Annotated in this window: 18 protein-coding genes; 10 read left to right on the top strand and 8 right to left on the bottom strand. The window is 66.1% G+C overall.

Annotated elements, in window-relative coordinates:
• From KHO22_RS30425 to KHO22_RS30400, 6 genes are all read left to right on the top strand, one after another.
• On the top strand, positions 1-574 hold a 574-nt coding region (locus tag KHO22_RS30425), incomplete at its 5' end, for a citrate/2-methylcitrate synthase (RefSeq protein WP_275950848.1).
• A gap of 90 nt (positions 575-664) precedes the next feature.
• Positions 665-3,292, top strand: a complete 2,628-nt coding sequence (acnD, locus tag KHO22_RS30420; RefSeq protein WP_211950898.1) for a Fe/S-dependent 2-methylisocitrate dehydratase AcnD — start codon at positions 665-667, stop codon at positions 3,290-3,292.
• A 67-nt stretch (positions 3,293-3,359) separates the two neighbouring features.
• Positions 3,360-4,553, top strand: a complete 1,194-nt coding sequence (prpF, locus tag KHO22_RS30415) for a 2-methylaconitate cis-trans isomerase PrpF (protein ID WP_211950897.1) — start codon at positions 3,360-3,362, stop codon at positions 4,551-4,553.
• A gap of 324 nt (positions 4,554-4,877) precedes the next feature.
• Positions 4,878-6,002: an asparaginase gene (locus KHO22_RS30410; RefSeq protein ID WP_211950896.1), complete on the top strand. Its 1,125-nt coding sequence runs from the start codon at positions 4,878-4,880 to the stop codon at positions 6,000-6,002.
• Between the two features lie 449 nt (positions 6,003-6,451).
• Positions 6,452-7,594: a porin gene (locus tag KHO22_RS30405; RefSeq protein WP_211950895.1), complete on the top strand. Its 1,143-nt coding sequence runs from the start codon at positions 6,452-6,454 to the stop codon at positions 7,592-7,594.
• A complete protein-coding gene (locus KHO22_RS30400) occupies positions 7,516-9,198 on the top strand; it encodes a carboxylesterase family protein (protein ID WP_211950894.1) in 1,683 nt (560 codons plus the stop codon). The genes KHO22_RS30405 and KHO22_RS30400 overlap by 79 nt, the downstream gene beginning before the upstream one ends.
• Before the next feature lie 86 nt (positions 9,199-9,284).
• Here KHO22_RS30400 and KHO22_RS30395 read toward each other — a convergent pair whose 3' ends face one another.
• The 7 genes from KHO22_RS30395 to andAc all read right to left on the bottom strand — a co-directional run bounded on the left by KHO22_RS30395 (position 9,285) and on the right by andAc (position 16,081).
• Entirely contained in the window at positions 9,285-10,286 is a 1,002-nt protein-coding gene (locus tag KHO22_RS30395; protein WP_230427093.1) for a LysR family transcriptional regulator, read from the bottom strand.
• A gap of 82 nt (positions 10,287-10,368) precedes the next feature.
• On the bottom strand, positions 10,369-11,292 hold the full coding sequence (locus KHO22_RS30390) for a dioxygenase family protein (RefSeq protein ID WP_211950893.1): 924 nt from the start codon (positions 11,290-11,292) through the stop codon (positions 10,369-10,371).
• 13 nt (positions 11,293-11,305) lie between these two features.
• Positions 11,306-12,691: an MFS transporter gene (locus tag KHO22_RS30385; protein ID WP_211950892.1), complete on the bottom strand. Its 1,386-nt coding sequence runs from the start codon at positions 12,689-12,691 to the stop codon at positions 11,306-11,308.
• A gap of 49 nt (positions 12,692-12,740) precedes the next feature.
• Entirely contained in the window at positions 12,741-13,964 is a 1,224-nt protein-coding gene (locus KHO22_RS30380) for an NAD(P)/FAD-dependent oxidoreductase (RefSeq protein WP_211950891.1), read from the bottom strand.
• Between the two features lie 15 nt (positions 13,965-13,979).
• Positions 13,980-14,312, bottom strand: coding sequence for an anthranilate 1,2-dioxygenase ferredoxin subunit AndAb (gene andAb, locus KHO22_RS30375; protein ID WP_211950890.1), 333 nt, complete (start codon positions 14,310-14,312; stop codon positions 13,980-13,982).
• A gap of 13 nt (positions 14,313-14,325) precedes the next feature.
• Entirely contained in the window at positions 14,326-14,802 is a 477-nt protein-coding gene (gene andAd, locus KHO22_RS30370; RefSeq protein WP_211950889.1) for an anthranilate 1,2-dioxygenase small subunit AndAd, read from the bottom strand.
• 1 nt (position 14,803) lies between these two features.
• On the bottom strand, positions 14,804-16,081 hold the full coding sequence (gene andAc, locus KHO22_RS30365; RefSeq protein WP_211950888.1) for an anthranilate 1,2-dioxygenase large subunit AndAc: 1,278 nt from the start codon (positions 16,079-16,081) through the stop codon (positions 14,804-14,806).
• A 363-nt stretch (positions 16,082-16,444) separates the two neighbouring features.
• On the opposite strand from andAc, the gene KHO22_RS30360 reads away from it, so the two are divergent.
• The 3 genes from KHO22_RS30360 (at position 16,445) to KHO22_RS30350 (ending at position 20,077) form a co-directional block, all read left to right on the top strand.
• Entirely contained in the window at positions 16,445-17,455 is a 1,011-nt protein-coding gene (locus KHO22_RS30360; RefSeq protein ID WP_211950887.1) for an AraC family transcriptional regulator, read from the top strand.
• A 266-nt stretch (positions 17,456-17,721) separates the two neighbouring features.
• Entirely contained in the window at positions 17,722-18,924 is a 1,203-nt protein-coding gene (locus KHO22_RS30355) for an MFS transporter (protein WP_211950886.1), read from the top strand.
• 40 nt (positions 18,925-18,964) lie between these two features.
• Positions 18,965-20,077 carry an alkene reductase gene (locus tag KHO22_RS30350; protein ID WP_211950885.1) on the top strand — a complete coding sequence of 371 codons (1,113 nt, stop codon included), beginning with the start codon at positions 18,965-18,967 and terminating at the stop codon, positions 20,075-20,077.
• 58 nt (positions 20,078-20,135) lie between these two features.
• On the opposite strand, the gene KHO22_RS30345 is transcribed toward KHO22_RS30350, so the two are convergent.
• Positions 20,136-21,089, bottom strand: a complete 954-nt coding sequence (locus KHO22_RS30345) for a LysR family transcriptional regulator (RefSeq protein WP_211950884.1) — start codon at positions 21,087-21,089, stop codon at positions 20,136-20,138.
• 188 nt (positions 21,090-21,277) lie between these two features.
• On the opposite strand from KHO22_RS30345, the gene KHO22_RS30340 reads away from it, so the two are divergent.
• A complete protein-coding gene (locus KHO22_RS30340; RefSeq protein ID WP_230427092.1) occupies positions 21,278-22,279 on the top strand; it encodes a tripartite tricarboxylate transporter substrate-binding protein in 1,002 nt (333 codons plus the stop codon).
• Positions 22,280-22,311: the final 32 nt, after the last annotated feature.

Here is a 22,311-nt window from a genome sequence, read left to right as displayed (position 1 = left end):
GGAGCACGAGTTCAACGCCAGCACCTTTGCTGGCCGCGTGATCGCCGGCACGGGCTCGGACATGTACTCGGCCATCTGCGGCGCGATCGGCGCGCTGCGCGGCCCCAAGCATGGCGGCGCCAATGAAGTCGCGTTCGAGATCCAGAAGCGCTACGACAGCCCCGACGAAGCCCAGGCCGACATCACCCGCCGCGTCGAGAACAAGGAAGTCGTGATCGGCTTCGGCCACCCGGTGTACACCATTGCCGACCCGCGCAACCAGGTGATCAAGGAAACCGCGCGCAATCTGTCCAAGGATGCCGGCTCGATGAAGATGTTCGACATCGCCGAGCGCCTGGAGACGGTGATGTGGGACATCAAGAAGATGTTCCCGAACCTGGACTGGTTCAGCGCCGTGAGCTACCACATGATGGGCGTGCCGACCGCGATGTTCACGCCGCTGTTCGTGATCGCCCGCACCTCGGGCTGGGCTGCCCACATCATCGAGCAGCGCATCGATAACAAGATCATCCGCCCGAGCGCAAACTACACTGGTCCTGAGAACCTGGAGTTCGTGCCAATCGAGAAGCGCTGATCACACCGCGCTGACTGGAGAACGTGGATCGGGGCGCCTGTGCCCTGCTCCACGGTTCCCTGTGCATCACCCCGTATTCCTCCCCACGCCATGAACACTGCACATCGCAAACCACTGCCGGGCACCAAGCTGGATTTCTTTGACGCGCGCGAAGCCGTCGAGGCAATCCAGCCGGGTGCCTATGACAAGCTGCCCTACACGTCGCGCGTGCTGGCCGAGAACCTCGTGCGCCGCTGCGACCCGGCCACGCTGACCGATTCGCTGAAACAGCTCATCGAGCGCAAGCGCGAGCTGGATTTCCCGTGGTTCCCGGCGCGCGTGGTATGCCATGACATCCTGGGCCAGACCGCCCTGGTGGACCTGGCCGGCCTGCGCGACGCCATTGCCGACCAGGGCGGCGACCCCGCCAAGGTCAACCCCGTGGTGCCGGTGCAGCTCATCGTCGACCACTCGCTGGCCGTGGAATGCGGCGGTTTCGACCCCGACGCCTTCGCCAAGAACCGCGCCATCGAGGATCGCCGCAATGAGGACCGCTTCGACTTCATCAACTGGACCAAGAAGGCCTTTGAGAACGTCGACGTGATCCCGCCGGGCAACGGCATCATGCACCAGATCAACCTGGAGAAGATGTCGCCCGTGATCCACGCCCAGGTTGACGGTCAAGGGCGGGGCCTGGCTTATCCCGATACCTGCGTGGGCACCGACAGCCACACGCCGCATGTCGACGCGCTGGGCGTGATCGCCATCGGCGTGGGCGGCCTGGAAGCCGAGAACGTCATGCTCGGCCGCGCCTCGTGGATGCGCCTGCCCGACATCGTCGGCGTCGAGCTGACCGGCAAGCGCCAGCCCGGCATTACCGCCACCGATATCGTCCTGGCCCTGACCGAGTTCCTGCGCAAGGAAAAGGTCGTCGGCGCCTATCTGGAATTCCGCGGCGAAGGTGCCTCCAGCCTGACGCTGGGCGACCGCGCCACGATTTCCAACATGGCTCCCGAATATGGCGCCACGGCCGCGATGTTCTTCATCGACGACCAGACGCTGGACTACCTGCGCCTGACCGGCCGCGAGGACGAGCAGGTCAAGCTGGTCGAGACCTATGCCCGCACCGCCGGCCTGTGGGCCGACACGCTGAAGCACGCCGAGTACGAGCGCGTGCTGAAGTTCGACCTGTCGAGCGTGGTGCGCAACATGGCCGGCCCGTCCAACCCGCACAAGCGCCTGCCGACCTCGGCACTGGCCGAGCGCGGCATCGCCGTGAACCTGGAGCAGGCACAAGCCCAGGAAGCCCAGGGCCTGATGCCTGACGGCGCCGTGATCATCGCGGCCATTACCAGCTGCACCAACACCAGCAATCCGCGCAACGTGATCGCCGCGGCCCTGCTGGCGCGCAACGCCAACGCGCGCGGCCTGACCCGCAAGCCGTGGGTGAAGTCGTCGCTGGCGCCGGGATCGAAGGCCGTCGAGCTGTACCTCGAGGAATCGAAGCTGCTGCCGGACCTGGAAGCGCTCGGCTTCGGTATCGTCGCCTTCGCCTGCACCACCTGCAACGGCATGTCCGGCGCGCTCGATCCGAAGATCCAGCAGGAAATCATCGACCGCGACCTGTATGCCACGGCAGTCTTGTCCGGCAACCGCAACTTCGACGGCCGCATCCACCCGTACGCCAAGCAGGCCTTCCTGGCATCGCCGCCGCTGGTGGTGGCCTACGCCATCGCCGGCACCATGCGCTTCGACATCGAGCGCGATGTGCTGGGCACGGACAAGGACGGCAAGCCGGTATACCTGAAGGACATCTGGCCGAGCGACGAAGAGATCGACGCCATCGTCGCGCAAAGCGTCAAGCCGGAGCAGTTCCGCAAGGTCTACGAGCCGATGTTCGCCATCACCGCGCAAAGCGGCGAGAAGACCAGCCCGCTGTACGACTGGCGCGCGCAGAGCACGTACATCCGCCGTCCGCCGTACTGGGAAGGCGCGCTGGCCGGCGAGCGCACGCTGCAGGGGCTGCGTCCGCTGGCAGTGCTCGGCGACAATATCACCACCGACCACCTGTCGCCGTCGAACGCGATCCTGGCCAACAGCGCCGCGGGCGAGTACCTGGCCAAGATGGGCCTGCCGGAGGAGGACTTCAACTCCTACGCAACCCATCGCGGCGACCACCTGACCGCGCAGCGTGCAACGTTCGCCAACCCGACCCTGATCAACGAGATGGCCGTGGTCGACGGCCAGGTCAAGAAGGGTTCGCTGGCCCGCGTCGAGCCGGAAGGCAAGGTCGTGCGCATGTGGGAAGCCATCGAGACCTACATGGAGCGCAAGCAGCCGCTGATCATCGTCGCGGGTGCCGACTACGGCCAGGGCTCGTCGCGTGACTGGGCGGCCAAGGGCGTGCGCCTGGCAGGCGTGGAAGTCATCGTCGCCGAAGGCTTCGAGCGCATCCACCGCACCAACCTGATCGGCATGGGCGTGCTGCCGCTGGAGTTCAAGCCGGGCGTGAACCGCCTGACGCTGGGCCTGGACGGCACCGAAACCTACGACGTGACCGGCGAGCGCAAGCCGCGCGCCGACCTGACGCTGGTGATCCACCGCCGCAACGGCGAACGCGTGGAAGTGCCGGTGACGTGCCGGCTGGACAGCGACGAGGAAGTGTCGATCTACGAAGCCGGCGGCGTGCTGCAGCGCTTCGCGCAAGACTTCCTTGAGTCCGCGAAAGCGGCTGCGTAAGTAGCAACTTGAGGCGGGCGGTGCGGCAACGTACCGCCCGCTGCAGTTTGACCAGGACAATATTTCCATGGCCCACGTACCCCAGATCAAGATTCCCGCCACCTATATCCGCGGCGGCACCAGCAAGGGCGTGTTCTTCCGCCTGCAGGACCTGCCCGAGACCGCCCAGGCCCCCGGCAAGGCGCGCGACGCGCTGCTGATGCGCGTGATCGGCAGCCCCGATCCGTACGGCAAGCAGATCGACGGCATGGGAGCCGCGACGTCGAGCACCAGCAAGACCGTGATCGTCTCGAAGAGCAGCCGGCCCGACCACGACGTCGACTACCTGTTCGGCCAGGTCTCGATCGACCAGCCCTTCGTCGACTGGAGCGGCAACTGCGGCAACCTGTCGGCCGCGGTCGGCCCGTTCGCGATCAGCGGCGGCCTGGTCGATGCGTCGCGCATTCCGCAGAACGGCACGGCGGTCGTGCGCATCTGGCAGGCGAATATCGGCAAGACCATTATCGCCCACGTTCCCATCACCAACGGTGAAGTGCAGGAGACCGGCGACTTCGAACTGGATGGCGTGACCTTCCCTGCCGCCGAAGTGCAGCTCGAATTCATGGACCCGGCCGCCGACGAAGAAGGCGACGGCGGCGGCGCGATGTTCCCGACCGGCAACCTGGTCGACGATCTCGAAGTGCCGGGCGTCGGCACGTTCAAGGCGACCATGATCAATGCCGGCATCCCGACGATCTTCGTCAATGCGGAAGCCATCGGCTACACCGGCACCGAACTGCAGGAGGCCATCAATGGCGATCCGAAGGCGCTGGCGATGTTCGAGACCATCCGTGCCTATGGCGCTGTGCGCATGGGCCTGATCAAGAACGTCGACGAAGCCGCCAAGCGCCAGCACACGCCCAAGGTCGCCTTTGTCGCGAAGCCGAAGGACTATGTCGCGTCCAGCGGCAAGCCGGTTGGCGCCGGCGACGTGGACCTGCTGGTGCGCGCGCTATCGATGGGCAAGCTGCACCATGCCATGATGGGCACGGCAGCCGTGGCCATCGGTACCGCGGCGGCCATTCCGGGCACGCTGGTCAACCTGGCGGCCGGTGGCGGCGAACGCAATGCGGTTCGCTTCGGCCATCCGTCGGGCACGCTGCGGGTTGGCGCCGAGGCCAGCCAGTCCAACGGCGACTGGACCGTCACCAAGGCCATCATGAGCCGCAGCGCCCGTGTGCTGATGGAAGGCTGGGTGCGCGTGCCGGGCGACGCGTTCTGACATGGGCAGGCCGGGATCCCGTCCCGGCGGCTCTTGCCGCAGGCCGCCACGCGGCCTGCCGGACATCAGGCACGTCCGTCAGCGACGCTGCCGCATGACCTTCTCGCTTTCTATGTGAGTTGAGTTATCAAAATGCCCGGGTCATGCCGAATCGGCATAACCCGGGTATCGCCCCTCCCGCGGCTATTTCTCCTCCCTTATAGTTGCAGCCGCTGCCGACAGCGGCCCTGAAACCCAGTTCCTGTTCGGCAGTCACTGACCAGATATGGACGGCGGCGTCCTGCCCAAAAGGCGCGTCATGCCGTTCCGCCACCGAGGAGAATCATGAGACGTCTTGCCCGCACCACGACACTGGCCGCCGCCCTGCTTGCCGCCAGCCTGATCACCGGCACCGCCCACGCCCAGCTTGCCCCGGCCGCACAGCCATCGGGCACGCCCGCCGCGACCCAGGCAGAGGCCCGCAAGGCCAATATCGTCATCATCGGCACGGGCGGCACCATTGCCGGCGCCGGCGCTTCGGCCACCAACACGGCGGCCTACCAGTCCGCAGTGGTACCGGTCGACAAGATCATCGCCTCGGTGCCGGAGATCTCGAAGGTCGCCAACGTCAAGGGCGAGCAGATCTTCCAGATCGGTTCGGAGAGCTTCAACAACGAGCGGCTGCTGAAGCTGGGCAAGCGTGTCTCGGAACTGCTCAAGCAGCCTGACGTGGACGGCATCGTCATCACCCACGGCACCGACACCATCGAGGAAACGGCCTACTTCCTGAACCTGACGCTCAAGAGCGACAAGCCCGTGGTGGTGGTTGGCTCGATGCGTCCGGGCACGGCACTGGGCGCGGACGGCGCGCTGAACCTGTACGACGCCGTGGTGGTGGCTTCCAACCCCGCGTCCCGGGGCAAAGGCACGCTGGCTGTGCTGAACGACGAGATCCACACCGGCCGCGACGTGACCAAAGGCAACACCTTCAAGGCGGAAACCTTCCGTTCGCCGTTTGGCCCGCTTGGCTATGTGGTGGAAGGCCGCACGCTGTTCTACCGCCTGCCTGCCCGCCCGCACACCACGCAGACCGAGTTCGACATCGACAAGATCGACAAGCTGCCTGAAGTGGCCGTGGTCTATGCCTACGGCAACGTGAATCCGGCCAGCATCGATGCCGCGGTGAAGAACGGCGCCAAGGCCATTGTCTATGCCGCCACGGGCAACGGCAGCGTCGGGGACTACATGGTCGAGCCGCTCAAGGCCGCGCGCGCCAAGGGCGTGCAGATCGTGCGTGCCTCGCGCACCGGCAGCGGCGTGGTGGTCCGCAACGCCGAGCAGCCGGACGACAAGTACGACTGGGTCGTCACGGACGACCAGTTGCCGCAGAAAGCGCGCATCCTGACGGCCCTGGCGCTGACCAAGACCAACGACAGCAAGCAGTTGCAGCAGATCATGTGGAAGTACTGAAACCCGGGGACGCAGGTCCCCAGGTTTTGGCAGGTTGCCGGCCCTTCAGGCCTGGCAGCAAATGGCGCGCCGGAGAAATCCGGCGCGTTTTTGTTTGGCGCTTTCGCCTGTCGGTTAATTGCGTTAATAGGGAGAATGCACGCTTCGGCCTGCGGCCGGTCAGGCGCCAGATGCCGGAGCAGCCCGTGGCTCCAGGCGCCCGAGGCAAGTTTCCCCGGCCTGCCCTTGTGCGTGCCCATGGCATGCACAAACCCTGTTTCCGAGTGCCGATTCATGCCATGAGCAACTGGCATGAGGGTTCTCAAAGCTCGCATGCCTAAGGCCTGCCGCCCGCCACTACGATTGGTGCACCTGCGTGTCGCTGTCCCAGCCAAGCCGCAGATGTCAAAGATTCACCTTATCTGGTGAAGCGCCAATTCGAATTCAATCAGAGCAGGCGGAGGAGAAGGATGTACCTGGATGCAGCCAAGGGCCGACGGCGTGTTGCCCGCAACTTCATATGTCACCGTGGCATTCGGCTACGGACGGTGCAAGTCGCGGGTGCAATGATGGCCACAGTCGCAAGCGTTGCTTCGCACGCGGACGGACTGACGATCAGTGGCCTTGTGGGTGCAGGGCCGACCTATACGTCCAACGCCTCGGGCGCGGCGCGATATAGCCTGGACGCGGCACCGAACCGCCCCAATTACCTGGCTTTCAATGGCTCGGAGTCCCTGGGGGACGGCACGTCAGCCTACTTTCGTCTTTCCGGCAGATTTTTGTCGGACACCGGGCAATTGATTGGCCAGCTGTTCAACGCCAACTCGATCATCGGCCTGCGCGGACAGTTCGGCGACCTGTCGCTCGGCCTGATGCGCGACTTCATGTTCGACTACTTCACCGCTGGCGGCTTCAGTGGTGCATGGCATGGCGGCATATGGGGCGCCAGCCAGGGCCCTTTCACAAACTTCGGGGGTGTGAACGGGCCCTTCCCCGGCGGCTCCTTCGACTATGACCGCTCCAACGGAGAGCTGGTAGCCAACGGCGCCAAGTACACCAATCAGTTTGGCCCGCTGAAAGTCGGGGCCATGTACGCCTTTGGCGAACGACCGGGTTCCGTGAACAGTGGCAGTAGTTACAGCCTCGGGGGCCTGTATCAGTCCGGAAAGCTCAGTGCGACGGTCGCATACATCGACTTTCGTGACGGGACCACAACAACCAGCACCGCACACATTCGTACGCTTGGGGTGGGAAGCAAATGGACTGCCGATGACTGGACCCTGGCGGGGACCTACTCTCGAACGGAGAACGCCAATACGGGCGGGGTCATCAACAACTTCGGTATCGGCGCAACCAGATCGTTCGGAGAGCGGTACGGACTGACCGTGCATTACCAGTACATGAAGGGAAACGCCGTCCTGCTGGACCGATACGCCCATCAGTTGCTCATGGTTGCCGAGACCTCGCTCTCCAAGCGGTCGCGCGTGTACCTCCAGGCGGTCTACCAATGGGCGGGTGGACAAGATGCCAGGGCATGGATCAACGGCGCGTCCGCTCCATCCGGCTCGTCGCGGCAAATGCTTGCCGGCGTGTTCGTCGAGCACCTGTTCTGACGCGGGGTCATGGCCGGCCTTGGCGGTACCGTCCTGGCCTGTTCACAGATTGCATTTCTGTTGTCTCGCAACATGCGAAATTCTGGAGAAATCGACTCATGAAACTCGAAGGGCAAACAGCCATTGCTGGATTGAAAGGCGGATTGGTGCGCGGCACCGTGCGTGACGCCGTGTGCGCGTTCAGGGGAATACCTTATGGCGAGCGTATCGATTCGACCAGCCGCTACTCCGATATCAGGCCACCGGCATGGTGGCATGGCGAACTCGATGCCACGATGCCAGGCGCCGTGTTTCCCCAGCGCCGCTCGCGACTGGCAGTCGTGATGGGCGATGCCATCAGCGCCAATCCTCAGTCCGAGGACGCTTTCGTGCTCAACGTCTGGGCGCCGGTGTCCGGCAATTCGCTGCCTGTCTTCGTCTTTATCCACGGTGGCGGCTTCATGACCGGAGGCGGTTCCGCGCCATGGTACGACGGCGAGCGCCTGGCACGCGACGGCAGGTTCATCGTGGTGACAGTCAACTATCGCCTGGGCGCTTTCGGGCACTGTGCAAAGGAAGGCGACCCGGCTGGAGCCAACAGGCCAGTACGCGACCTGCTGCGCGCACTCGAATGGGTGCAGCAGAACATCGCGCAGTTCGGTGGAGACCCCGCCGACGTGACGGTCAGCGGCCAGTCGGCGGGAGCGTGGTACGCGTGGCTGCTGGGCGTGAGTCCCGCGGCCCGGGGCATGCTCCGCCGCAACATACTCTTCAGCCTTCCGATCGTGCCTCCCATGAACCACGACGAAGCGCGTCATACCAGTCGCGAGTTCATGGAGCAGGCAGGCGGTCGGGAATTCGACGCGCTGTCGACTGACGACATCCTGTCGGCCCAGGTGGCTGTCATGCGCTCGCGCATGGCATTCGGTGAGGTGGCGGTCGCGTTCAGGCCGGCTTTTGAAGAGGGACTCGTACCGGAATGGCTGTTCGATTTCCGTCGCGCCGCCCGCGAAGCCCATGTCGGCGAAACACTGGTGGGATCCACGGCGGAGGAAAGCGCTGCGTTCATGTTTATCGAACCGCCGCTGGTGGGCGCCGACGAGGCCACGGTACGCGAATGGTATGGTCGGCAGTACGCGGACCAGTCGGCGCGAGTCTACGCCGAGCTGGCCAGGCGCAGGCCGGGACATAGTCCCTATACGCAGCTTGTGGACGGAAGCAGTTTCAAGATGTTCGGGGCTGGCGTAGAGCATCTCTGCCAGGCATTTCATGAAGCCGGGAGGGCCGCCTATCCCTTCCTGTTCAACGTGCAGAGTCATGTACCGGACCTGATGAGCCCGCACTGCCTCGAGCTGCCGCTATTGTTCGGAAACCGGCAGGGCTGGTCGGACGCGCCCATGATCGCCCGCGTGTCGGATGCCGTGTTTGAACGCGCGGGCGCGGACCTGCGCTCGGCGGTCGGGGGCTTCGTCTCGGACGGCACTCCCCAGAGCGCTGCCGGGGAGCCATGGCAACGCTATTCCCCGCTCGCTTCCCGGATCAGCGAATTCCAGGACAGCGGTGTCTCGGCGCGCCGCTGGGAAACGGGCCTGATCACTCCCGAGGACTTTGCCCGGTTGCCATGACTGGCCGGCGGCCGGCAAACGTTTTGCCGGCCGTGCGGCGGAACAGGAAATCTCCGAAATTTTTGTGCCGCGTTCAGCGGCCCTCTTCAGTGGCCCTCCATGGCGCCGACCGTTTCCCGCAACGCAACAATGAACGACCGGGACGCCCGGCTGCTGCTGCGGTCCCGCCGCCAGATGGCCGACAGCGGGCCCACGGTCAGGTCGAATGACACGGGCAGCACCACCACCTCCCCGCGCGACGCCAGATAACGCCCGATGCTGCCCGGCAGGTGCCAGAGAAACTGGCCCGACAGCGTGAGTTCGCGGCCAAGTTCCAGCGACAGCGCACCGACAATCTGCGGTGGTTCCAATCCTTTGTCGCGTACCTCAGTGAGCAGCAGCTCGCGCATATGGCTGCCGGGAGGCGACGATATCCAAGGATAGGCCAGGCAATCGACAAGATCGGCCGCTGTCGATGCCAGGGGATGGTCGGGCGCGCAAGCCAGGATGATGCCGTCGTCGATGAGCTCGACCGCCCTGTAGGTGGCTCCGTGCAGCGATCTGGGATTCCGGCTGACCAGCAGGTCGACCGCGCCGGCATCGAGCTTCTCGATCAGGCTCTCGTGGGGTCCGACCTCGACGGTGATCTGTACGGCCGGATTCTGCCGCCGGAACCGGAGGATGGCCTCGGCCATCGGCCACCTCGCGAACATGGAGAAACAGGCCACCGACAGCGTGCCGGCGCCGCCCGCGGCTACCGCGGAAAGGTCCGCCTCCGCCTTGTGCATGTCGCCGAGCAGGAGTGCCGCATGGCGGCACATGGCCGTGCCCAGCGCGGTGGCGGCCATGCCCTTCGCGGTCCGCTCGAACAGTTTCCCGCCGATGATTTCCTCGACCTCCGCGACGGCGCGGGACAGCCCCGACTGCGTCATGTGGAGCTGTTCGGCCGCCCGCGAAAGGCTGCCCAGGTCCGCCACCGACAGGATCACCTCCAGATGCCGTGCCCGGAGCTTGCCGCGAAAGGGAGTCATTGAGGAGCTGGCAACTGATTCAGTTCCGACGGAGGGGCGGGCCTCGAGCTGCTGACCCGTGCCGATTATCCAGGACATTGCCGACACGGTCGAACGCGCTGCCGCCGGATTCCGCGCATTGGGCGCGCGAAGCCGGCGTGGCTGCCCCATGAACAGGCGGTCAGCCCGCGCTCCCCACCGTCTGGTAGCGGCTCGCCGCGATGGTTTCCGCTTCATTCAGTGCATCCTGCAGCACGAAGTCGAAGCGCACCCGGGTGAACGGGCCTTCCACGCCGAGCGACGCATATTCCGCCGAGCGTTCGACCTTCTCCAGCGACACGACCAGTCCGTCGCGCGTCGCGAACGCGAAATCGTCGTCCAGGAAGGTATCGCCGGGGATATTGACCTGCGTGGTCAGCGCCCGCTTGCCCCCGCCGGACACCAGGAAATGGATGTGAGCGGGCCGGTTGCCATGGCGGCCGAGCAACGCGAACAGTTCCGAGACCGGGCTGTCGGGCGGGATCGCATAGCCGGGGGGCAGGAAGCTGCGGAAGCGGTAATTGCCCTCGGCATCCGTCTCGATGCAGCGGCGCAGGTTGTAGTCCGGCTGGGAGGGATCGAAGTGCGAATAGCGTCCCAGTTCGTTGCAATGCCAGACGTCGACCTTGGCGTGTGGCACGGGCTTGCCGTCCAGCCCGAACACGCGGCCTTCCATGACGAACAGTTCGCCCTTGCCTTCGTTGCCTTCATCGAGGCGCACTTCGCGCTGGAACAGCGGCGCGCCCGGTATGTACAACGGACCTTCGATCGCGCGCGGCGTGCCTTGCGACCGCGCCTGCGCGTGGTCGGCCTCCTCCTCGAGGATGTCGAGCAGGCGGTCGAAGCCGAGGCCCGCCGTGACCAGGCCGACCATATCCGTCTGCCCCAGGCGAGTGAGCCATTTCATGGCGGACCAGAACTCGTCAGGGGTGACGTGGTAGGTCTCGATGGTGCGGAAAAGGTCGGCAACAATGCGTCCGGTAATGGCCCGGACACGTTCGTCGCCGGCGCCGACCTGGTTGGAATTGACCAGCTCCAGCAATTCGGAAGGGGTATATTCGGCCATGATGCCTGTCTCCTTAGGGGTGGGTTTTTGCGGGGTGCTGCGGCACATCTGCCATGCCGGCATCGCCGCGGATTTCGCCCGGCCCTGCCAGGGACGAGGCGGACCGACCGTGGTCGATCATGAGGACAGCCAATGCCGCTGCCAGTCCTGGCACGGCGATGGCAATGAAGTTCTGCGCGAGCGGCAGGCCCATCGCGACGAGAAAGCCGATCAGGATCGGCGCGAGGATGGCGCCGCCGCGGCCCATGCCCAGCGTCCAGCCGATGCCCGTGGCGCGGATGCCGAGGGGATAGAACTGGCCCGCATAGGCACAGCCGACGATCTGCGTGCCGATGGTCGAAGCGCCGGCCAGCGCGACCAGCACGTACAGCCACGCCGTGGGCACGGGATGCCCAAGCAGCGTGATCGACACTGCCGCCAGCACATACATGCCGATCAGCACATGCTTGATATGAAACCGGTCCGCCAGCCAGCCACCGCCGATGGCACCGATCATCCCGCCGAGGTTCAGCACCAGCACGAAGGTCAGCGCGGAGCCCAGGCTGTAGCCGGCACTGGCCATCAGCTTGGTCAGCCATGAGCTGAGTGCGTAGACCATGAACAGGCACATGAAGCACGACAGCCAGAACATCAGCGTGCTCAGCGCACGGCCCTGGTGGAAGAGCTGGCTGATCGGCGCGCCGGCGGCCACCTCTGCTTCGACCACGACGAAGCGGTCGCCGGCTTGCGCCCGGTAGCCCGGGTCGATGCGCAGCGCCAGGCGCCTCAGGTCATCGGTGCGATCGCGCCGGACCAGGAACGGCACGGACTCCGGCATCCATTTCAGGATCAGCGGGATCAGCAGCACCGGCAGGCCGGCCGCGATGAACACCGATTGCCAGCCATAGCTCTCGATCAGGTTCTTGCCCAGTACGGCCGCCAGCATGCCGCCGACCGAATAGCCGCTGAACATCAGCGTCACCATCGTGCTGCGCACGCGCCGCGGCGCGTATTCGGTCATCTGCGCGATCACGTTGGGCATCACGCCGCCGATGCCGATACCGGCCACGAAGCGCGCCGCACCGAACAGTAGCGGATCGCTGCAAAAGCCGGCAGCGGCGGTGAACACGCTGAACAGGCCGACGCACACTGCAATCGCCACGCGTCTGCCGATCCGCTCTGCAATGGTGCCCAGCACGATGTTGCCGAACATCATGCCGACCAGCGCCGTACTGACGAGCAAGCCCGCCTGGCTGGCCTCGATCTGCATCGCCTTCATGATCGACGGCAGTGCAATGCCGGCCACGGCCAGGTCATAGCCATCGAAGATGATGATCAGCGCGCACCAGCCCAGCACGCCGTAGTGAAACCGATTGAGTCTGGCCTCGCCGGCCATTCTCTGAATGTCAATCTGCCGCATTGTCTCCTCCGTTTCTGTAGGTCTCGCCCTGGAACACCGGCCTAGTGGCTCAGAGCTTTGCCAGGGATACGCCTGGATCGGCCAGGTCTTGCGCCCTCACCTGGGTCCGCCTTTCGATCAGGCGGCGGGCGAAGCGCAGGTCGCGCGCGGCATTGCCGCCCAGCGCGGCCACCAGCCGCTCGCCGTCCAGGTAGAAGAAGACGAAACTGCCGGTCTCCGGGTCGCCGCGCACGACCATCTGGTGCGATGGCGACGGCACGCCATAGATCTGCAGGTTCGTGCCGTGCTGGTCCGACCAGAACCATGGCAGCGGGTCATAGTGGATATCGCGCCCCAGTGCCGACCTGGCCGCGGCGATGCCCTGCTCCTGCGCGTTCTGCCAGGACTCCAGCCGCAGGCGACGGTCGGCCCAGCTATTGCGCGCAACGGCAACATCTCCGGCGGCGAAGATGTCCGGGTCCGAGGTGCGGCACTGCGCGTCGACCAGCACGCCGCCGTCGCACTCCAGCCCGGCGGCGCGCGCCAGTTCGTCATTGGGCACGAGGCCGATGCCGACCACGACCGCGTCAGAGGGAATGCTGCGCCCATCGGAGAGCATCACGTCGAGGCCACCCGACGCGGCCGGCACGAAGCTCGTCACCGCGGCGCCCAGCAACACTTCAACTCCCTGTGCGGCGTGCAATGCCTGCAGGTAGGCAGACAGCGCCTGGGGCACGCTGCGCTCGCACAGCCTTTGCATGGTCTCGATCACGGTCACCGCGGCGCCGCGCTGGCGCGCCGTGGCCGCGACTTCCAGGCCGATCCAGCCGCCGCCGACCACGGCCACGCGTGCGTCGCGTTTCAGCGCAGGGCCGAGGCGCTGCGCATCGTCGATGGTGCGCAGCGTATGCACGCCGGGCAGGCCGGCACCCGGAACATCGAGCTCGCGTGCCCTTCCCCCGGTGCAGAGGATCAGCTTGTCATAGCGGATCGCGCTTGCGTCCGCGAGCATGAGCTGTCTTGCGTTCCGATCGATGCTGGCGACGCGTGCGCTGGCGAGCCAGTCGATCGACAAGGCAGCGATCGCTGCCGCATCAAGCAGATGCACGCTTTCAGGCGTGGCCTCGCCGGCGAGTACAGCCTTGGACAATGGCGGGCGCTCGTAGGGCGGGTGCGCTTCGTCACCGATCAGCACCACGCGGCCCGCGAAGCCCTCTTCGCGCAGCGTGCGCGCCGCCCAGCCGCCGGCCTGCCCTGCGCCGATGATGACAATGGTGGTGGATTCCGTATGCATGACACTCCCCCGCATTCAGGACATCACCACCACGGGCGGGAGCACCTGGATGCGCACCCGGCCCTCGCTCACCTGCACGGGATACGTCTGGACCGGTGTCGTGCAGGGCGCCTTGCGCGCCTCGCCGGTGCGCAGGTCGAACAGTCCCTGGTGCAGCGGGCATTCGACGCAGCCGTCCTCGACAAACCCCTCGGACAGGGGGACGCGCTCGTGCGTGCACAGGTCGTGCAACGCGAACAACTCCTCGCCGACGCGGAATACCGCGATCGACAATCCCGCCGCCTCGACGGCGCGCGGTTCGTCTTCAACGAATTCGTCGGCCGCGCCGACATCGTGCCAGGTGCTCATGGTGATGCTCTCCTCAGATCGGCGTGGCCAGCAGGGTCTGGACGCGCGAGGTGTCATAGATGACCCGCTTCTCGCGGTAGCGCCACCCGCCGTCCTGGCGGACGACGGTGTCGCGGTAGACGCCCGCCTGGTAGACCACCGAATCGCCCGCGGCGCCGGTGTTGACGACGATGTAGCTCGACACGGTGCGAATCTCATCGTCTGTCGCCGATTCGATCACCAGCCCGCCAAGCGCATGCCGGTAGCCGTGTGCCTCGAAGATATTGGCGTGGCGCAGTGCGACGATGCGGTCGCGCATCATCTTCTGGTTGCGGCAATGGATGATGGGGACCGGCAGGCCACGGTCGGCGTTCTCGCGCGAGATGATGGTGTACGTGCCATCCTCCGTGAAGAAGCCCGGCCAGGTCTCGAGCAGGTCGTTGTCGATGGCGTGGACATAGCGGCTTTGCAGCGCGCTCAGTTCCATCCAGAGCTGCAGGTTGGTTTCCATCTCAGTACCCCATTGCACGCTGATAGCCGGCCCAGAAGCGGCGGATCAGGTTTTCCGTGATGTTGCTGTTGGTCTGTTCGGGCGCATCCAGGCCCATGCCCATGTAGGAGGTCTTGTCGCCATCGCGCACGGTTCCGCGCTGCACCAGTTCGGTGGCCTCGGTGTCCTCCATCGAGATATAGCCGGCAGGTCCGACCAGGTTCGCCTGCAACAGGCGAAGCTCGCGCAGTTCGGGCGTGTCGTCCTCGTAGCCGAAGAAGTGGAACACCAGCTCGAAATTGTTCGGGCCCTTGGGCAGCAACTGGCGGGCCACGAGCGTGTTGTGGATCTGCTGGATGACCAGTTGCGGGAAGATCGGCTGGATGTGGTTGGTGCAGTCTTCCTCGAACTCCGAAACCTGGCCCAGCACGTACGGATCCTCCAGCGCGAAGCCGTCCTGCATCGAGCGGATCTTCTGGTCGGTGTAGGCCGCCGCGGTATTGGTGTCCGCCTTGGGCTTGGTCACCGTGATGAGGCTGTGCAGGCCATGCGTGGCATCGGGAACCGAGCGCGCGCTCATGCCGACGCGGAAGATATTGAAGGTGGTGTGGAACAGATGCAGCAGGCTCGCGTGGTACGGGTCCTTGACATTCTCGAAGTAGAGCTTCCAGTTCGACTTCGAATACTGGCGCGTGCATCCCAGGTAAACGATGGGCTTGTGAAAGACGCGGTCCACCCACGGCCGCATCTCCGGGCCGATGTAGTCGGCCAGCGGCGGTGCCTCGCTGCTGAACGTGGCGAACAGCAGGCCGCGGTACTCCTCCACGCGCAGCTTCTGCAGGCCGTGCCGGGACGGGTCGAACGCCTTTGCCATGCCGGCAAGCGCGATCGTGCCCTGCTTCTGTCCGCGGCGGAACGGCACGCCCTGGAGATCGCCCTCGCATGAGTAGTTCCACTGGTGGTAGACGCAGGTATGCGAAGCGGCGTTGCCATGCTTCTCGCGGCATACCATGGCACCGCGGTGCGCACAGCGATTGACCCAGCAGGAAAACCCGTTCGCCGTGCGCGTCACGACCACGGGCGTGTCGCCGACGAAGGTGCTTTTGAAGTCGTTGAGATTCGGGATTTCGCAGGCCAGGGCCACGAAGCTCCAGTGAGGTCCGCGATAGATCCGCTCCTGTTCGCGCTCATAGACATCCTGCGAACTGAACACACTGTAGGGAACACAGGAGCCATCCGGCTGTGGGAAGGACACCTGCCGGCTGCTGGTGCGCCCGGCCATCTGTGGGGAGTCTGACATCGCTGTCTCCGCTGGGTTGTTGGTGTGGGAATGGACGCAGTGTAGGAAGGCGCCCCCGCGCGGGACTAGCCGGAATCCGTGAACTTTCGCGCAGCGGGAATCCGGTTCTGGCAGCCACGGGCCGCACTATCCGGAAATGGCAGGCCGCCAGTCGCCGGCTATCCGGTTCAGGCATGGCCGGCCCGGTCCGGCCGTGGTGTGCTATCCATGGCGAGGGCACTGTGGCAAGATCGGCGAAATGGAAAAGGGGCCTGCGACCCCTGCGGATGAACAGGGGTCTTCACGGCGGATTCAGCCTGCCGCGCCATGGCCGGAAACCGCCGAATAAGCCGGAATACGGGCACAAGACATCGGGGACAAGACATGCCGCTTTCACCACGGACCCCCGCGCTCGCCACGCTGTACAGCCATCCGCTGTTTCAATCGGATGTGCGCGTGGAAGCGCATGACCATGTCGCCCGCGAACTGACAGACCATGCGCTTCGCTGGAAGTCCGGCGCACCCGATGCCGCGATGTTCAAGGGCGAGTTCGATCGACTGAAGGTCTATGCCCTGCGCTATGGCCCCGAAGTCGAAGTATCCGCACGACCGTTCGACGATTTCTCTCTCGTGCACACCTCGATCGGCGCCGGCGCGGAAATCGACTGCGACGGTGAACGGCTGTGGGTGGCGGAAGGCCGCACGGCAGTCCTTTCCCCCAAGACACGTATCCGCCTGCGCTGGAGCCCGGGCAACCAGCAGCTCATCGTCCGGGTCCCGCACAGCCTGATCCGCGAGGCTGGCGGCATTCCCGCCGATTCCCCCGCCATGCTCGCACCCGGCTTCCTGCTGCCGCGCGCACTGGAAACGCAATGGGAGCTCATCGCCCATTCCTTGCTGAATCTGCTCTCGTGCGCGGACAGTTCTCCCGTCCATGCCAACTGGGTCGGGCATGTCGAAAGAAACCTGGCGCTATTCCTCCTGCTGCACCAGCCCGTGAGTCCCTCCCCACTGCCCGCTCCGCTGCAGGACGCCCTGCATGACCCGGCGGCCCCCGAGGCCGCGAGCCGCGGCCTGCGCCAGATGGATGCGGTGGCGGCCTACATCGATTCGCGCCTGAGTGCGCCAGTCTCGCTCGAAGACCTTGCGCGGGCCGCCGGCGTCAGCAGCCGCACGTTGAATGCGCTGTGCCAGCGCCATTTCGGCCTGTCCCCGATGGAGCTGCTGCGCAACGCGCGCCTTGACGCGGTGCGCTGCCGGCTGCTGCTCGACCCCGCGGCCAGCATCACCGAAACCGCGCTCGAGTACGGCTTCGGCCACCTGGGCCGCTTTGCCGGCTACTACGCCGCACGCTTCAGCGAATTGCCGAGCGATACGCAAAAGCGTCGCGGCTAGCCTGCCTCACGACGCACGCCCTTCCGTACCGCCCCTGGCGTTAGCCGGGGGCCTCTGATGCTTGGCGGCACGCCCCCCGGCGCCGCACGAAGCCGGCCGACGTGTGCCCGCACACGCCGTTCATTTATCGAGTGACCATTTCGCGCCTGCCGGGACTGCAGGCGTTGCGCGCCGCGCAACGCTGACTTGCTTCCCGTTGTGATTCAACTTGCCCTTGCCGCCCCCTAAGCTTTGGGCATTGCAACCCGGCACTCGATACCGAAATCATGAACTCCACAAATTCCCCTGGCATGAACGGCGCTCGCCCGGCGGCCGCACCGATGTCCGGCGCGCTGGTCGCCCTGTTCTCGCTGTGCGCCGGCGTGCTGGTCGCCAACCTGTATTACGCCCAGCCCATCATCGAAATGATTGCGCCGGCCGTGGGCCTGTCCGCCCAGAGCGCCAGCGTGATCGTGTCGCTGACCCAGATCGGCTACGCCATCGGCCTGTTTTTCCTGGTGCCGCTGGCCGACCTGCTCGAGAACCGGCGCCTGCTGACCATCAGCGGCGTGGCGGCGGCAGTCAGCCTGGTGGGGGCTGCCACGGCTTCGCAGCCGGGCATGTTCCTGCTGGTATCGCTGCTGCTCGGCCTGAGCTCGGTCAGCGTGCAGATCCTGATTCCCCTGGCTGCGCACCTGGCGCCCGAAGCGCTGCGCGGCCGCACCGTCGGCACGATCATGGGCGGCCTGCTTTCCGGCATCCTGCTGTCGCGTCCGCTGTCGAGCATGCTGGCACAGTACTTCGGCTGGCGGGCCGTCTTCTATATCGCCGCCGCGATGACGCTGGTCACGGTCGCGATCATCGTCACGACCCTGCCGCGCCGCACGCCCGAGCATCGCGCCACGTATGCGGGCCTGATCGCCTCGCTGTGGCACCTGTTCACGCGCCACGCGGTGCTGCGCCAGCGCTCGCTGTACCAGGGACTGCTGTTCGCGGCATTCAGCCTGTTCTGGACCGCCGCGCCGCTGGAACTGGCCGGCCGCTACGGACTGTCGCAATCGCAGATCGGCATCTTCGCCCTGGTCGGCGCACTGGGCGCGATCGCGGCGCCGGTGGCCGGGCGCCTGGCCGACGCGGGCTACACCCGCATCGCCTCATACCTTGCGATGGTCGCGGCGGCGCTCAGCTTTATCCCCGGCATTGCCGGCGGCGCAGGCGGCGTGTACTGGCTCGCGCTGACCGGCGTCGTGCTCGACTTCGCCGTGCAGATGAACATGGTGCTGGGCCAGCGCGCCATCTATGCGCTCGATGCCGCCAGCCGCGGACGCCTGAATGCGCTGTACATGACCGCAATCTTTGCCGGCGGCGCGGTCGGATCCGCGCTGGCCAGCACGCTCTACACGCACCTCGGCTGGACCGGCGTCGTCGTTGCCGGCAGCGGCCTGGCGCTGCTCTCGCTGGCTGCGCTTGCACTTGCCTCGCGGCGCTGAGAAAGCGCTCTTTCGAATCGCTTCAACAGGAGTTCCCATCATGACATCCCGACTGTTTGCACCCATCACCATCGGTACGCTGGCCCTGAACCACCGCGTGGCGATGGCACCGCTGACGCGCTCGCGCGCCGACCAGCCAGGCAATGTGCCCGGCGCCCTCAACGTGGAGTACTACCGGCAGCGCGCGTCGGCCGCGCTCATCATCACCGAGGCCGCGCAGATTTCCCAGCAGGGGCAAGGCTATGCCTGGACGCCCGGCATCCACACCGCCGAGCAGGTCGATGGCTGGCGCGCCGTGGCCGACGCCGTGCATGCCGACGGCGGTCGCATCTTCCTGCAGCTCTGGCATGTCGGGCGCGTGTCCCACCCCTCTTTCCAGCCCGGCGGCGCCCTGCCCGTCGCCCCGAGCGCATTGCCGGTCCCCGGCAAGACGTTCATCGTCGACGCGGACGGCAGCGGTGTGTGGAGCGAAATCCCGACACCGCAGGCCCTGACCGCGGAGGGGATTGCGGCAATCGTGCAGGATTACCGGCAGGCCGCGCGCAATGCCATCGATGCGGGCATGGACGGCGTCGAGATCCACGCCGGCAACGGCTACCTGCTGGACCAGTTCATCAACTCGGAAAGCAACCAGCGCACCGACGCCTATGGCGGCAGCAGCGAGAACCGCGTCCGCTTCCTGCTCGAAGTGGTGCAAGCCGTGACCGCCGAGGTGGGCGCCGAACGCGTGGGGGTACGGCTGACGCCGATGGGTCGCTTCATGGGGATGGGCGATGCGACGCCCGAAGCCACGTTCGGCTATATCGCGCGCCGCCTCAACGACTGGCCACTGGCCTATCTGCACCTGGTCGAGCCGGCGATGGTCGGCACCGTCAGGGACGAGGTCGCCGATCCGCGCTGGGACCGCATGATCCTCGCCATGCGCGCCGCGTACCGCGGCGTGCTGATGCTCGCCGGCGGCTACGACGCCAGTTCGGCGGAACAGGCGATCGCCGACGGGCGCGCCGATCTCATCGCGTTCGGCCGGCCCTTCCTTGCCAACCCCGACCTGCCGCACCGCCTCCGGACCCGGGCCGCACTGAACGCGCCGGACCCGTCCACGTTCTTCGGCGGCAGCGCGATCGGCTACACCGACTATCCGGCGCTGGCGTGAGCGGGATGGCTGGCGGGCACGCCCGATCCGCGCGGGCCCCTGCGGTCCGCCATGGCTCTCAGGCGGCATCGCGCCCGGCGGGACCACCGGCACGCGTCATCGCGACCTGCCAGCCGGGCGGGGTCCCGATGCTGTCGAGCAAGTGCGCGGAAAATGCCCTCAGCTTGGCCGAAGCGCGCGGCGCGGCCCGCACCAGGTAGATTCCGCCCTGCGCCTGCGGCAATACGCCGTCCAGCAGCAATTCCACCAGGCGGCCGGCGCCGATATCTTCGCCGACGGACCAGTCGGGCATCAGGGCGATGCCCAGCCCTTGCAGCACCGCGAGACGGCGCGTATCGCAGTCATCACATTCGAGCGCAAAGACCGCCCCGGCGGCATGGACGGGAGTCAGCAGTTCCCGCCAGCCGCGCATGCTGGTGCTGTGGCCGCGGTCGATCAGCCGGTGGTGCGCCAGTTCCTGAGCATGCACCGGACGCCCGTGGGCCTGAAGATAGGCGGGCGTCGCACAGATGATGTAGCGCTGGCTGGCGATACTCCGGGCGATCAGCTTGCTGTCGGCCTGCTGCCCCACGCGGATGACCAGGTCGAAGCGCTCCAGTACCGGGTCGACGACGCGGTCGGTGAGTTCCAGCTCTACGGCGAGCCCCGGATACTGCGCATAGAGACTGCCAAGCTGGGGCACCACGTGGCGCCGCGCGAAGGCCGGCAGGCAGGCAATGCGCAGCCTGCCGCTGACGCCCTGCTCCAGCGCGGTCACGGCGTCGCGTGTCTCGGCCAGCTCCTGCAGGATGCGCGTGGCGCGGTCGAACAGCAGGTCTCCGGCGCCGGTGCGCACCAGGGCGCGCGTGGAACGCGTGAACAAGGCCACGCCCATTTCCCGCTCCAGCGCGTCGATCTGGCGAGCCACCGACGAGGCCACCTGGCCCCTGCGCCGGGCCACCGCCGAAAAGCTGCCGGCGCGTGCCACATCGACGAAGATGGCCAGGTTCTCGGCAAAACGGATAAAGTCCATTTGTGCGTTTCCCGCAAAAGCATTGCGCGGAAGCAAAGGCTTCCCGTTACTGCGACTAGGACATAGTATCGACACGACGGACCGCGTCGCAAGCCTTTTTGCGGAAGATGCAAAGAAGCAGGCGCCCGCTGTCTGCAGAACGGACACGAACCGATCGGAAGGTGCCATCCATGGAGACAAGTTCCGCAATGACTACGGCTTTCGCCCCTCTAATCCGTGCGATGCGCGGACGCACCCGGAAGTCAGCCGTGCTGCTGGCGCTTGCCTGCGCACTGGCGCCGGGCCTGGCCCGCGCGGACAGGTGGCCGGCGAAGCCGGTCACGATCATCGTCCCCTACGCCGCCGGCGGCACGGTCGACAAGGTCGCGCGCCAAGTCCAGGAAGGCCTGCGCACGCGACTGGCGCAGACGGTGGTGATCGACAACCGGGCCGGTGCAGGCGGAACGATCGGCACGGGGCAAATCGCCCGCAGCACGGCCGACGGCTACACCGTCGGCATGGTGTTCGACAGCTTTGCCACCGAACCGCACTTTTACCCCAGGCTGCCCTATGCGTCGCATCGCGACCTGACCGGCGTTTCCTACCTGGTGCGCTCGCCGATGGTGCTCGTGGTCCCTGCCGCGTCGCCGTACAAGACCGTGCAGGACTACGTGGCAGCGGCGCGCGTGCCGAACAAGGTGTCGTATGCATCCGTCGGCAACGGCAGCTCGAATCAGCTCGTGGCCGAAGCGTTCCATGAAGCGGCCGGCACCACTGGCATCCATACCCCATACAAGGGTGGCGGCCCGGCCATCAATGACCTGCTCGGCGGCCATGTCGACTCGATGATCGCCAGCCTGCCGCTGGTACTGCCCTATGTGCAGGCCGGCAAGCTGCGGGCGCTGGCCGTGACTTCCCGCCAGCGCGACACCAGGCTGCCCGCCGTGCCGGCGGTATCCGAAGCGTACAAGGGCTTCGAGGCCTATTCCTGGGTCGCGATGATCGCGCCGGCAAAGACACCGCCGGAAGTGCTGGGCAAGCTCGCCGCGGCAATGACCGCGACGCTGCGCGACCCGGCGATTACGAAGCAGCTGACGGACGGCGGTTTCGAAGTGGTGGCCGGCGACGCGCAACAGACCAACAAGCTGATCCAGGACGAATCGGCCCGCTGGGGACGGCTGATCAAGGCCCGCCATATCGCGGTCGACTGACCGTGCGCGCACTGGATTCTGCCAGTCCTCAT

Source organism: Cupriavidus yeoncheonensis (assembly GCF_905397275.1).
Classification (GTDB): domain Bacteria; phylum Pseudomonadota; class Gammaproteobacteria; order Burkholderiales; family Burkholderiaceae; genus Cupriavidus; species Cupriavidus yeoncheonensis.
The sequence above is the reverse complement of the archived record's forward strand: the minus strand, read 5'-3'. Positions and strand labels throughout refer to the sequence as shown.